Origin of the sequence: Bradyrhizobium sp. LLZ17 (assembly GCF_041200145.1) — a bacterium.
GTDB lineage: Bacteria > Pseudomonadota > Alphaproteobacteria > Rhizobiales > Xanthobacteraceae > Bradyrhizobium.
This window is the reverse complement of sequence record NZ_CP165734.1, coordinates 6315547-6329108: the sequence shown is the minus strand read 5'-3', so window position 1 is coordinate 6329108 and position 13562 is coordinate 6315547. Positions and strand designations below refer to the sequence as shown.

The window sequence follows — 13562 nt, the reverse complement described above, 5'->3', positions numbered from 1 at the left end:
TGGCCTGAGGCGCAGGGGGTGGAGATGAAGTTCATTTTCACGGAAGCTGGCGGCAATAAGCCAGTTCGGAAGTGCGATCTTTGCTTACAGCCGATGAGGTATTTGGGCGAACATGCGAGATCTTGGCTGTTCAGGTGCGAGGATTGCGCGCTTGTCAGCACAGACAATATTCATCCTCCGCAAGCCGCCTTGGAAGGATCTCCTCGCTCGCCGCATGCTATCTGACGGTTCGCCGCGCGAGGCGTGGCATTTAAGTCTCAAGTCTTCCGCATCGCGCAGGAATGACGTCAGGCGATGTTGCCTAGTCTAACCGCCCCCTGTTAGCTGCAGCGGCCGAGCATCCATTGCCCTGGGGTTGCAGGAAGACCATGGCGCCCGGCCGCCTGGTCGCAGAGCGGCTGCGACCAGGCACCATATAACCGCGAGTCGCTAAAACATTCGCCTTCTTCCTCGAGTGACACATTAAAATTCTGCATAAAAAGCCGGCCTCGCGGATCGGCAAGCGTGCGCCGCGATACGCTGCGGGTAGGGCTGGGAACGGCGTGCTCACTGCGCCGTTGGCTGAGTCGCTGGTGCCCAAGCCGGCGGAGCGGCCCCGGTCATACCGTCCACCCCTTCGAAGCCGGGGCCGTCTCTCCCTGTTCCGGAGTAAGCGTATGCGTTCCTCGCCCTCGATCGTGCCGCTCGATCGCCTCGATCGCGATATCTATCTCGTCTTGGAAGATTTCGGAGCGCGCGCGGGCTGCGCCTGGCGGGAGACGGACGAGCAGGATACCGACTTCGAGACGCTCATCCGCGATCTGCTTTCTGGCCAATACGCCTATCCGGTCCGCATCGTCGCGTTCAATGCCATCGAGGGTTGGTCTCGCGATGCGACCAGCGAGGTCGCGGACGAGCTGGCTGAGCGCGACGTAGGCGACCCCGAGATGGCGCCGGCGCTGCGTGCCTTCATAGAAGCGAATGCCAGCCGACCGTTTGCCATCCAACTGGCGCTGCCGCTGCGCGGAGCCCCTTGACCATGGCGCATCTGCCCCCCGCCGAGAGGATCGAGCAGAGCTATGACCTTGCCATGATAGCGCTGGCCGATTGTCTCACGCAGGAGCGCGATGCAGCAGCGACGGTCGACCGGCTGATCCGCATTCTCGACCGCGACAGTCTCCGCGAGGCAATTACGGAGGTCCTCGTCAATGCTCGCGTTCATCCTAGGATCCCGGCGCGACCACGACTGTATGGATCTACGACCAGGGCGAGGACCTGAAGGTGTTCGCCAATGAGGAAGCCGCGCGGGCCTGGATTGACGAAAACGATCCGGATGGCGTCGCGTTTGAGTACGAGGTGGCCGGCGTGAACCGTGGCATAGAAAGCGGCCGCCGCTGAAGGTCCTCAAAACAAGGCAGCCCCGGCGTGCCTAGGAGCCCGGGGCCATAACCTCAGCTTCCGGTGCGGCCGGTCGTTCGGTTACGGGAGTTAAGTTAAAAGGAGTTCGGCAGAGCCGCTTTGAGATTGCTCAATGACGACGGAACCTTGGACGGGCGTTCAGTTCGTGTGTTTCCGGAAGCCCGCCGGTCGAGCAAGGCGCTGTCATCAACCTGTGGCATAATCATTGCATAGTCGAACACGGAGTGGGATTTCAGTGCCCGGTCTGAGACAAGAGCGCTGCCGGGGGGACCTTCATTTCGAGCCCGGCGGCGCTCTTTCTTATGCTGTTTAAGCGTTTGAAACCGCGCCAACATGGCGAGGCAACGACTGCACTCCGAAGTTGGCGCGGATCAAGTCCGCACGTCCGCGTCGATATCAACCCGCTGCTGGATCTCGCCCAACTGCGCCCCCGACTTCAAATTTCATCTCAAATCTATGAACTAGTTCACAATTGCTTCTATTCGCGGGGGCGCAAAACTCCAGCTTCAGCGGAGCAATTAAATCATGAGCTATTCAAATGGAAAGCGCGTTCCGCGGCGCATTGTGATTGCCTGTTTGCTCGTCCTATCTGGAACAGCCTTGGTGATCGTGGCGCCCTCCTATCTGAACTTCCGAACCCACACTGCGTCGGACATGGCGTGCGCCGCTGATGGCTACTGCTGACGGATCGGCAGTCCATCACGATCATCGCCAGCGTCGGGCACGACGATATTAGGTCACCTGGAAAATCTCGCTGTAGTGGCGAATATGCGCGAAGGTCCTGCCCGGCGCCTCGGCCTCAGCTTCACCCATCCGGATGCAAACTCTGCACTTGGAACTAGAACGCGGCGCCTGATGGCTCCAAGTGCAGGAATCCCCTTCAGAGCACCCCATGTGGAAAAAGGAAAGGGAATCAGAATGCGCGCACTGATGATCGCATGTATCGTCTCCGCCTCCATCGGCGCTGCTAGGGCCGCTGACACCACGGCAGACAAGACAAAGCAAAAAGACAAGTGCAGCCACATGCTCATGGACGGGCAGTTGGTCGATCTACCCGTTGACGCGAGCGTTTGCGTCCGCTCGCCTGCGCCATACACGAACGAATACGCACTGCTTCACTGCTATCCGCCCCTTCAAGAGGTCGAGCTCGTAAAGCACGGTGATTCCCGCTGTCTTGGAAAGTACGAAAATCGCGAGCGCAAAAATAGGTGACGCAAACCAATCTGTTCGCTCTGGTCCGAGTCAGGCCCAGAAACGTTTCAGAGTGGTTACGCCGCACCAACCGGGTGCCGTGAGGACCGGCGCCGGCGCACGTGGCATCAGCGATTGAGAGCGTGCGGAATTTGATAACGCTCTAGCCGTTCGATGCCCTTCTGAATCTCGCGCTGCGAGAGCCAAAGCTCAAACAAGAAGAGCGAGCCAGCAAGCGCAGCTAAGCCGATACTGAGCCTCATCATTGCGATAAAATGCTCCGCTCGTCTCCAAGGTTCCCTCCAACTTTCGGAGCAAAAACCGGAAACTCAGCGGATCTCATTCACTTAATGATGATGCGAGGTCGTCGCGCAGTGCTCGCGGAGCAGCGCTAATGCTACGGTCTTGCGTGCGGAGCGCTGCAAGAGGACCGTGCCCGAGGCGAACATTCGTCGGGCTCCGGTGTCCTATAGGCACCCGGAGTGACATCCTGGACTACCGGGACGAACTCCAAAGGCTGGCGACCGTGGAGCAGCTGGAAAGTCTCACCACAAAGGATCAGGGGCAAGCTCGATGAGCTCCGCGCCGTGACGGTTACGCGACGACGTCAGCAAGCCTGCTTTTCGTTACTGGTCCGTCGTGAAGCGATGGCACTAGCGGATCATCCGAACCATTTCGCCCCAAACAACACGAAGGTAAGTCATTAGGGGAGTACGGATCTCTGAACTAAAGACAGCTCGCGGGGCTGGTTCAAGCGTTTAAAGGGGCAATTAACCTACTGGGTTGTTAGGTGATTTCAACATCCGCCGGCGACGTGACCATGAGCCACAGTCTCGTCCCACCAGAGATAAAGCAGGAGGTGATTAGAAACTCGCCTGGCGGTGCTCCAGCTAAGTATCGCGACGCCGCTTCAAAGGAGTCGAAAGGGCCAGCAGCATCCCAGATCTCGCCTCCGAGTTGCTGGCTAATCATGATCTCACGTCTTCGTTTCATAGCTTCTGACACTCACGCCCTACGCTAGTCTGCGAACAGGAAAGATCAGGTAAATCGGAATGAGAGGCTACTTTGATGCAATTTGCGCATCAGATGCAGTCTCGACCTAAGCTACATTGTCCGGACACGTGATTTGGCTGATGCTTCGAAGCTCAGCCCCATGCATTTTGATCGGATCAAGCCGCCGCATGGAAACAACACGCTGCCTCGATATCTAGAGAAGCGGTTCGGCTCATGTCCGAACTGAACATTCCGATCATCCCGACAAATTTCACGGTCTGGTTTACATATGTTCTCGGTCGCTCTCCTGCCCTGCGCAAGACGATTGTTGAAAGCGAGAACCCCTGTCGCCGATTTCTAAGCTGACGAAGAGATCAGTAGGTTCGTTGCGACAGAAGGCGCTGAAGCTCGGGATCGGGCTCGGTCATCAGCGGTAGACTTTGCTTCTGATTACATTCGGCAACAGAGAGAGACCTAGCCGAAAGCTAGAAATTGCCACTCATCACACTCCGGCCCCTTTCGCTCAGCGATCGCCCCAGTCGCTCCGGGTGGAACCTTATAGTCGCTTGCGCTTTGGTTCCACCAGCGTGCATAAGTACAGGCGAACGATGTTCAGGTGGTCCAACTCGCCTAACCGAAAGATCCGCGACGACCGGAGATACCTGGAGACGAGAGCTCGTCGCCTCTTGCAGAGTTATCTAACGTCGAGTGAATTGCACAAGCAGCAATACTACCAGGTGATCGCCGGGGCGGCTGCTGCGTGTCAGGCCGGAGTTTCTGATCCGAGCTTAGAAAATGAGACGCTCGCCGAGTTGGCTGCGGAGGCGGCCATGAAAGTTGTAAAAATCCGTGTTCGGGAAGCAAAGGATGAGCACGATCACTCGGCTGTACTGATTACGGATGCCTACGCAACGGTGGCCATTGCATACCGCCGTGCTGCTGCCGCCTACACAGCTGACAAAGAAATGGAGCAACTAGGGACCGCCGCTGTGCATCTGGTCACGATAGCGAATTCATTTATGAATGCTGAATCGGAGCAGCCAACGACGCACTGATGCGCCGTTCAGTTCCCTCTCTCCCCACGTAACCTTGCGCAAAGCGTTTCTCCTAAGCTGCTCGTAAGGGCTTGCTTGTATCGTTGTCGCCAACAAGAAAGGGTGGGCGGCATGTCGATTGCATTTCGGGTCTTTGTCCTTGTGGTCTGTGCTTACGCCGGTTGGGAAACCCCAAGCATCCAGTTCGGCGAATTTCGAGAGCCTCAGCAGCAAGGGCGTTCTCCAACCGGATAAACCAAGAATGAACAAACCAAAGCTTCACGTCGAAAGTCCGCAACCCCGCCAAGTACAGCGATGCTGAAGATCGAGATCTACGATGCAGCATCGAAGTCACGGACGCCGGCGAGATAGCTACCTCTGCACCGCAGCATGCGTAATAACCATGTTCTCCGTTTTAATCTATCTTTAGCTTTCTGCTAACAATCCCGGTCTCAAGGTCGTCGCCAAAACGGAGGCGTCCTATGCCTTTCATGAGATACTTTGGATTTGTCGGCAGTGCTCTCGTCCTATTGCTGATCGGAGTCGGCTGGTGCTTCCCGCAACAGCCAACAGAACCGATTACCAGTGACACAGAGCGGCCGGCAATCAGGATCACTTCACTCGAGCCGTTACCTGAGCGGGTAGTAATCGACACCAGTTTGCCGACTACTGAGGTGCCGCCGAGCATCAGTGCCGCTCCATCGATAACCACGAGCAAATCCGCTAATCAGGGACCGCAGAGCGCATCTGCTGAATTCGACGTTAGCCCTATCCCAGCAGTTCCAAGGTCAGTTGGCGAGGCCTCCAAGACGAAGCATATCGCAAAACGTCAACCTGCGGAAAAAGTCGCCAAGCATCGAGCAGCGCAGCCGTTGAATATTGTGCCCGCACCAATGGCAGGGGTGCACGGTACGGCGCCTGATACGAGGATGTCGTTGCTGGACACGCTGAAGGAGCGATTGGGGCAAACGCTTTTCAGCTTCAACTGAAGACCGAGCGACCTCAGTTACCAGAAAGTCTCGGGACTTATCTCAAGCCTTTTACCCTCGATGCAATCCAGGCAAGCTTGGTCTGAATGAACCGAAGAAGTCCGGCGCTCGCCCGTCCCCTCGGTCGGCGGCCCCGCCCATATTGAGCGATAGATCCCTGGGCACAGCTCATCCTCGCTCGCTGACGGGAAAAGCAGGCCACGCTGAGGCCGTTAGATATGTTGTCGCTGTTCGAGCGTCATTGATTCAGCCCAGTTCGGGCCGAGGGCGACGTGACGTTTCGCTGCTGCGAGACAAAGTTGGCTTCCCTGATGGGAGGCACCCCACAGCACGCCGATCTCCGTTCTGTCGAAGGTCCGATCATGCGATTAAGCCTCGCCCGCGGCGGCCGCGCTGTCTGGTCGGGCGAGTTTTAATGTTGGGGGCTTGTTTCGGGGCAGCAAAGAAGAAGCCTTTCTACGCAGGAGGGAAACATGAAAAAATTCACCCTCAGAGTAAGTCGACAGGGTCTTTTGGCGGCTTGCGTTGCTGCCGGTATTCTGGCGCTCTCCAATACGGCCGCTTCGGCAGCCATCGCTTGCAGAGGTGACGTTTGCTGGCATGTTCATACGGGCTCCGCATACCCGCCGCCGCCGACAATTGTCATCCATCCTGACTATTGGAGGCCGCCGACCTCCGACCGTCGTTATTCGCGAGCACTGGCGTCCGGTCGAGCGCTTCACCCGAGAGTACATCGTTCGGGACTATGGCGAGCTCGACGATCGAGAATGGTAGTCAGCTCGCAGAACGGACGCCGGAACACCTGCCGTACGTTGCATCGAGCTAGCTCCCGACCATCCCCGCCAGGGTCGGGAGCAAGCGTTCCGAAAAGCTGGCGAGTTCGCTCTCAAGCTGAGCTCGTTTCCGGCCGTAGCGGGACAAAACGGCCGACCGGACGCAGCCGATCGGAAACACGCAGTCTAGCTTCTCCGCGGGAGTTAAGGACCGACCGCGTCGCAAACAACTATCTAAAATCCAAACGCATGACGTATTTGCCGCAGCATAGCCATCGCCGCATCGGTGTACCGACCGTGAGTTAGGTATTGATCCACCTGCGCTGTACTGATCAGCGCAACGACTGCGACCATGAAGCCCTTAAACATTGGGCCTCTCCTACAAGAGACCGCCAACCGGGCGCGTCGAAGTAATAGACTATTTTCAGAATGCCCTGCCGCATATGGCGGCCTGTACGTAATGGTGACACTGACCAGTAACCAAGCCCTTAACCGGGCCGCAAACCGATGCTTTGCTCAATTTCGATAGCGTTCTCTATGCAACTTGCATAGCGCAATACCGGCTGCTCACAATCGGATAAACCTTTCTTAAGCGCTTCGGGGTGAAACTTTGAACACGGACATTCTAGGAAGGGTCGCCCTGGCGCATGGCTGTCATGGCAGCGCTGGTCCGAGTGGGCCTGTGCCGTCCCTCGCGTGTAGCTGTATTTTTCGTAATCGCTTTTTGATCAACGTTTCGACGAACCAACATCAGAATGGCCGACCTGCAAACGATTTGTGACGACGTCGTCATTACTGCGATTTCAGCGGGCGTTAGCAGGGGAGATCTGAGACAAGTCCCTTGTGCCAGAGACTGCCTGACATTTTTGGCGACCTTATTCAGGCCGCACGCAGGGAGGCGGCGCACCTATTTCGAAGCAAATGATTTGGATTGGGGGATAGCAGATAATGAGAGACAATCGACAAGCGAACCGTGTTCGCTTTGAGCACAAGCATATCGTCAGCATCATGGGTGTCGATGGGACATGGCGGCGAACCTGCATTCTTCTCGACGCCTCTGGAAGCGGTGCCAAACTTGAGGTCGAGGGTTCAATCGAGCCCCTGAAGGCGCAGGAATTCTTTCTGGTCCTATCCTCCACTGGTCTGGCATTTCGGCGCTGCGAGCTGATTTGGGTCGATGGGGCTCAGGTCGGCGTTCAGTTTGTCATCGGAAAGGCAAAGGGCAAGGCGATTGCAGAGAAGCGTCTCGTCGGTTCGCAATGAGACAGGTTCGGATTAAGCCATGATCGGCTCCGAGGAGCGATAGGTCTGTTGTCGGGACACGTTTCGAGATGAGCGAGCTGGGGATCATTCAATTCCCAGATTTAGCCCACAAGACCGGTACGGTTGTCGAAGTCAGCAATCGCACCACCGGCCTGACGGTGCTGTTCGATGGTGCCGCAAGACCGACCGTCCTAGACCAAATCTATATAGCTCTTCTGTCCGAGTAGCCGGTTCGCCTTCTCTGACTTTCGTTCCGAGCCGACAATCCCGATGCTCGTCCGTACTCGCAGTTGGGCCAACGGCGACTTCAACCCGTAAATTCCCCCCAAGCGCCGCACCATGAAAACACCAAAGCCAAAACAATGGACGGACCGCGAGGCCCAGCAATTGTCCAAGCTGGCGCGGACGGGAGCTGGCGTATCGAAGATTGCAGCCGAGCTCGGCCGTCACGCAGGGTCAGTGAGGCGAATGGCGCGAGCGATGGGGATACTGTTGAAGAAGTAGCCGTCGATATCCGGTTCGACCGCCAACATCGGCCGAAGAGCGGATGGGCTCCGAGGTCGCAGATGGGCCAAGCGACCTCGCAACCTGATGGAGGACACCACCGATTGAGCCGTCTGCCCGGTAGATTTCGCTGAGTGTTCGCGACCGACTAGGGCCTCTTTGATTTGGATCAAGGGTCGGCTAACACCTTGGGCACACCCTACATCGGGCTGGATACGGATATGGCACCGAAATCGGCGATCGTGATCGTGCTCGATGACGATGCGTCATTCCTGAAGGGCGTGGCGCGGCTGTTGGCGCTCGATGGCATCGAGGCCGGGACGTTCAGTTCAGCGGAGGCTTTGATTGAGAGCGGGCGCGCGCAGACGGCTACCTGTTTGTTGCTTGACATCAACCTCGGCGGAATTTCGGGGATCGAGCTGTATCGCCGACTTACGGCATCGGGATCGAAGTGTCCTGTCATCTTCATGACGGCGAACGACGACGTAGCCACGCGCCACGAGGCGGTGGACGGAACTGCTCAATGTATCCCGCTGGCAGGTCCCTTTGAGATCGCGCGCGTTGCAGCTTCAAGACGGGCCGCGATCTCGCTCATCCGGCGCGCCAGATCTTGGAGCGTTGTTGGCTGTACTGGGCCGGCGACCCTTGGGGAATTCAGCTCCGTTTGCAGGTGCTTGAACTCTGCTTTGCACCGCTCCAGCTCGGCGAGAAGCATTGCGAGATCATCCATTTGGCCGAATGCGCCTCATTCCGGTGAGCTGGGGCCGTCGTACCAGATCAGGGGCAGGCGCGGCACTTGGGAAATTTACGGGTGGGCCGACCCGCTCTCCGCCGCAGGTCGATGATCCCGAGACACACATCTGGGTAGGAGATCAGCCGGCATTCCTGCTGGGTTGGCGGTTGGCGCGTGGGTACTGCGGCTAGTCTGTGTCTGTGGGTGGGCCCGCTGTCCAGGTTAGATCGGCGTGGCATCGTGGGGTTTTCTTCGCCGATTTTGACCCGAAGCTCACGCCAACCTTGATCTCACGTGACCGTAGTTGCACAATTTGATCTTGTCGTGGACGACATAATGAACAAAGCCATTATTGCTATCGGGCTTGGGCTTGCCCTGTCGGTCGCAGCATTCGCGCAACAGAACTCGGCTAAGGAACAGCTTGTTGGTGCGTGGACGCTAGTCGCTGTTACCAGTGAAATGGACGACGGCCAAAAAGGCGAACCCTTCGGTCCTTCCCCAAAGGGCGTGATGATTTTCTCAGAGGACGGCCATTTCTCGCTTTTCCAATCGCGCGCGGAAATTCCAAAGATTGCGGCAGCACCTACGCGAACGTCGCCGCCATTCCCAATCAGAAAAGAACGATTACTTTGCTAAACTCCGACGAACTAAAATTCGACAATCCCCGAACTCCAAACGGTATGACGCTGCGAACCACTTGGAAGCGCGCAGCGGCGCCGCAGTAGAATTTGAACGGTGGCAATCGCACCCGACATAACGCCACTTTGTAAAAAACCGGAAAAACAACCGGCTGGTTCTCGTCAAATGGTGTCAGAGCGTTGGGCACCAGACGAAAATCGGCCCCGACCAACACGGGGGGCTGGCGGTCGGGGGCCGTCCATTCCAGTGCGCCACAGGCGGCGGTCGTGGGCACACGCGCTGACGTTCGCGTAGCGACAACCCGGTACACCAACTGGCGCGCGCTCTTTCAGGCCGCACCGTGTGGATTGACAACCGTATAGCCACGCAACGATCGCGCGTGCATCCTCGTCGCGTGTCCGCCTGAGTTGGCGTCATACGCCATCCAAATGTCGCCTCCGAGATGCTGTTCTAATACGAAGACGTGCCCACGGCGTGCCGCGACCATTCCGGGCGACGGCGACGTACGCGGAAAGCGTAGCCAGTTGGCTGCGAGGTTTAATTCAGGCACCACGCGACCAAACACGCGCAGCGCTGCGCCACAACCACAGAATGCCGCCGGGCAGCCGGGCGGCCGACCCCCGACGATCCGGCTCTCAGCAGGGACACTCATCGCCAAGCTGTTGGCTGCGGTTACCACGAGTTGTTTGGGACGATACGCCTGCAGTGAATACTGCGAAATTCGTTCGCCGCGCGGCTGCGCGGACGAGAAGTCACATGGCATGATCACGTTGCATTCGGGCGCGTGGCCGATGCGGTAGGGTCTTGCTTCCGAACAGATCGAGCTGAGGACAACGAAGAAACACGCAGAAAATACTTGCTTGAACATTGCAGGGCTCCAAAATGAGGTCCTGCCCCGAGTACCAAGCAACAAACAACAATTTGGCCGAAAAGCGGCCAAGGTAACAGCGATCGCGGTCCAATCTCGTCAACCCTCACGGCCAGACGTTGCGACGCTATTGATTAACTCGCAGAGAGAGAGGCCTTGCACTCGTCCGACTGTCAAGTCTGCTCCGGGGTGACCACCGGCAACGCTCGGATCGAGCATATACTTTCCGCTTCGCGCCCCTGAGCGGCTGCAGGTGTAGATGGAGCCCTAACAAAAGGCCCCGACGCATTCCACGTCGGTCCCTTAAGATGGTCGAGCCGGTTACATCCGCCGTGGCCTCTGATGCTTGATGAGTCGATTACCGCCCACGATCTAGTGCAGAGCGTGGCACAGCGTCCGCAATGAGCAAGGCCGTTTGAACAGTCGTCATAACACGTGCCTCGATGTTAATGCCACGAGGCTCCCGCACCTGGACTGGTTGCTTGGGCAACGATTAAAAGTCGAACCGCTCGTTCCTGCGCGCCATGAAGATTTTGGAAGCCACGAGCCGCGGCGAAATGTCAATTCATGATCGTAAGCAGATCCGAACCAACCCGCCGTAGCTCTCGCTTTTCGCGACCGGTCAGTCCGAGCTCTCACGCACCAGCCGGGCAATTCTGCGAGGACCATCCCACACCTCTACGGCAGGGTACGTATCAAGAAATTTCTCTGCTCGCGTTCTGGCGTCTTCATCCGTCGGACTGTCGATTTGATAAACCGCCCGAGCAACGCCGGATAAATCGACCACATACGCAACGTACCGCATGGCAGTTCCCAAGTGCCGGAAGCTACAATACGACTCCGCCAACTGTGGCGGCCTTCGTTTCATCTTACTTTCGAACCTTTGACGAACGCCGGCTGGTCATCGAGATTTGCTCTTGGACAACCTGCCGCGCCTCCACCTCGCCTGTTGGCTTAGGAGGGCAGGAACTCTCTTTCGGGGGTTCTCTTGCCAGCCATCGCAGCATTCTAGAACAATTTACGAGGCTCCCAAGATCGACCTATGGCTTAGGAACCAACCGGCGCCGACGGACCCGAATACCCGTTTCGGTTGGAGTTCGTTCCGCAATGGGGACCGGGGCGCCCCCTTCCCCCGGTTTCAGAGAGCCATGCTTGCGCAGGGGTCGAGGCCGTTCCGCGCGACGAGCGCTGCATTCACAAGATCCTCCGGCATCCGTTCTTCAGGGGCTTGCGCGAGGATCTGTAATGGCGCGCCTCACCCCCGCCGAAAATGGTTCGCTACAGAGGAAGTGGCGCAGGCTTGGATTGATGAGAACGATCGGGAGGGCGTCGGCTTCGAGTACGAGGTGATCGGCGCGCCCGCGTGACCTTCATTGGCAAGCCATGTCGCAGAGCCAGCGCGCGGCCGCCCGGCGGATAGGATCGAGAGAACAACCTCTCGCGCCAATTGTGCCGAAACATACAGCCAGCCAGGGCGCGCGCGAAAGCTGCGGCGAGGTCATCCGAGGTTCAGGAAGGAACGTCTAAGGTTGCTCAGCGGGGATGGGCTCCGCCGGAGTAGCATGGATGAAATACAAACTTACACTTGCCGCAATAACCGTTCTCTGTGGGGCGGCATTCTCAACTGCAACGGCATCGGCAATGCCCGTTGCTCCGCTGGGACAATCAAACATCGCGAACGTTGAGAGGGTAGCTCTGGTTTGCGGCCGGCACGAATGCGTCCGAACTCGCCCGGTCTATCGTCCTGCCTATCGCCGCGCGTAGTCGTCGTTCGTCGGCCTTATGCCCATCGGTACTATCGGCGCTACTGATCAGAGGTTTCGTTCACGTAAACTGGAAAACGCATCCGTCAAAACGGCAAGCAGACACAGGCTCCGCTCGATCCGGAGAGGGCGGCGGGATGGGCGAAATCCTTCGCTTGCGCGAGCAGATCAAGAAGGCGGTCGCCAAGCGCAAGAAGAAGATCAGACGGGTCCACTGAATGCCCTGAAGGAATGGACGCTGCAGCAGCCAGTCGCCTAGACCACGACCATGCACCGCGAACTAAAAGAGATACTGATCGGATCGACCGCCATGGGCAATCATTCGTTGGCCGGCATTCGCAGATATCGTTGACGGTATCCTTGGATTTTATCGGGCAACCCTTTTCGCATTCGGCGTCATGCTGGGCTCTGGTCGCTGAACGCCTTCCAGAGAGAACCCGCTCCGGATAGAGGCTTCCCTGACCTTAGCCGCCGACCCGGACCTTCGATTGGTCTCAGAGCGCAGCCTTACATGCGGCCAGAGCGGTGATAATGAATAGGCCGCAGCCGCAACGAACCGCGGCGAGAGGTTGGGTCACCGGTTTGAAAGACTCACCCGATCCGTAGATTTAGGCGAGCGCGGCTAAAGTCTGAGAACCGTCTCTGCCAGCATGCTCACCTCACACCGCGCACAATTGCGTTGCGGAAGAGCGCGCCTGAAGCACTGACGAAATTGCGAGTTGCGGACCGCACCTTGGAGGGATGATCAACAGGTCCTTGAGCGCCATAACTTAGATTCTTTTTCCGCAAGCTGCCGCCATACGATATCCGCACTGGCCATGTTCAATCTTCAAGAGGCTGGTACTTCTATCCAAATGGTTGTGCCGGAAAACTAGAGCCCCCGTTGGGGAGCCCCCCGAGCTGGGGCCTTTCTCTTGTAATGGTGCCGAGTCTTCGGCTCAGACGGCCACCTTGAAACTCAAACGGCCCCACGAGGGGGCCGCCAACCCGCTGATCGGGTTTTCCTCCAGCAGTCGGGGGGCGACCTGTCTGGCTGGGGGCCTCAGACAGACGCGCTGCCAAGCAGATCGTTCCACTTACGTTTGACTACGGAGCCCCACACCGGGGGACGTACGATCGGACGTCGACCTTAATTGCCGTTGTGCTCACCCTAAAGTTGGGATTGGATCATCGCTTTCGGGATTTTTAATCCGATGGCCGTGCATTTGATTGTGGCGAAACTCCTCAGAGACGAGCTTGCCTTGCGCGGTATCCGATCGCTGACCATCGGCGAATCAGAGGCGATTGCTACCCGCATATTCGAAAGGATTACCGAACTTGAGCTGGAGCTCGCTGCCCGGGACTTCAACTCCACAAGTCCGGACAAACCGACCTGACGAGCGGGTGATGGGCCAGCAGGGGCTTGTCTCGAAGC

12 protein-coding genes are annotated in these 13562 nt (G+C 57.7%); 10 read left to right on the top strand and 2 right to left on the bottom strand.

The features are described from left to right. Window positions 1–656: 656 nt before the first annotated feature. The 5 genes from AB8Z38_RS30410 to AB8Z38_RS30390 all read left to right on the top strand — a co-directional run bounded on the left by AB8Z38_RS30410 (window position 657) and on the right by AB8Z38_RS30390 (window position 5605). Window positions 657–1016, top strand: a complete 360-nt coding sequence (locus AB8Z38_RS30410) for a hypothetical protein (RefSeq protein ID WP_027520159.1) — start codon at window positions 657–659, stop codon at window positions 1014–1016. Window positions 1017–1018: 2 nt separating this feature from the next. Next, on the top strand, window positions 1019–1258 hold the full coding sequence (locus AB8Z38_RS30405; protein WP_027520160.1) for a hypothetical protein: 240 nt from the start codon (window positions 1019–1021) through the stop codon (window positions 1256–1258). A gap of 1058 nt (window positions 1259–2316) precedes the next feature. Beyond that, window positions 2317–2610: a hypothetical protein gene (locus AB8Z38_RS30400; protein ID WP_027520161.1), complete on the top strand. Its 294-nt coding sequence runs from the start codon at window positions 2317–2319 to the stop codon at window positions 2608–2610. Between the two features lie 1658 nt (window positions 2611–4268). Further along, complete coding sequence (locus tag AB8Z38_RS30395) at window positions 4269–4637, top strand: hypothetical protein (RefSeq protein WP_369721308.1); 369 nt, start codon at window positions 4269–4271, stop codon at window positions 4635–4637. A gap of 461 nt (window positions 4638–5098) precedes the next feature. Beyond that, window positions 5099–5605, top strand: a complete 507-nt coding sequence (locus tag AB8Z38_RS30390) for a hypothetical protein (RefSeq protein ID WP_156949096.1) — start codon at window positions 5099–5101, stop codon at window positions 5603–5605. Window positions 5606–6612: 1007 nt separating this feature from the next. On the opposite strand, the gene AB8Z38_RS30385 is transcribed toward AB8Z38_RS30390, so the two are convergent. After that, a complete protein-coding gene (locus tag AB8Z38_RS30385; protein WP_256379220.1) occupies window positions 6613–6747 on the bottom strand; it encodes a hypothetical protein in 135 nt (44 codons plus the stop codon). A gap of 576 nt (window positions 6748–7323) precedes the next feature. Between AB8Z38_RS30385 and AB8Z38_RS30380 the strand changes: the two genes are divergently transcribed. The 4 genes from AB8Z38_RS30380 to AB8Z38_RS30365 all read left to right on the top strand — a co-directional run bounded on the left by AB8Z38_RS30380 (window position 7324) and on the right by AB8Z38_RS30365 (window position 9514). After that, the gene (locus tag AB8Z38_RS30380) at window positions 7324–7641 is read left to right on the top strand and encodes a PilZ domain-containing protein (protein ID WP_156949097.1); all 318 of its coding nucleotides are present in this window, start codon (window positions 7324–7326) and stop codon (window positions 7639–7641) included. Between the two features lie 68 nt (window positions 7642–7709). Continuing rightward, window positions 7710–7868, top strand: a complete 159-nt coding sequence (locus AB8Z38_RS30375) for a hypothetical protein (protein ID WP_156949098.1) — start codon at window positions 7710–7712, stop codon at window positions 7866–7868. Between the two features lie 465 nt (window positions 7869–8333). Further along, window positions 8334–8990 carry a response regulator transcription factor gene (locus AB8Z38_RS30370; RefSeq protein WP_369721306.1) on the top strand — a complete coding sequence of 219 codons (657 nt, stop codon included), beginning with the start codon at window positions 8334–8336 and terminating at the stop codon, window positions 8988–8990. Window positions 8991–9214: 224 nt separating this feature from the next. Beyond that, window positions 9215–9514 carry a lipocalin-like domain-containing protein gene (locus tag AB8Z38_RS30365; protein ID WP_156949099.1) on the top strand — a complete coding sequence of 100 codons (300 nt, stop codon included), beginning with the start codon at window positions 9215–9217 and terminating at the stop codon, window positions 9512–9514. Window positions 9515–9845: 331 nt separating this feature from the next. On the opposite strand, the gene AB8Z38_RS30360 is transcribed toward AB8Z38_RS30365, so the two are convergent. Then, complete coding sequence (locus tag AB8Z38_RS30360; protein ID WP_198034901.1) at window positions 9846–10385, bottom strand: hypothetical protein; 540 nt, start codon at window positions 10383–10385, stop codon at window positions 9846–9848. Between the two features lie 2956 nt (window positions 10386–13341). On the opposite strand from AB8Z38_RS30360, the gene AB8Z38_RS30355 reads away from it, so the two are divergent. Then, window positions 13342–13524, top strand: coding sequence for a hypothetical protein (locus AB8Z38_RS30355; protein ID WP_027520166.1), 183 nt, complete (start codon window positions 13342–13344; stop codon window positions 13522–13524). Window positions 13525–13562: the final 38 nt, after the last annotated feature.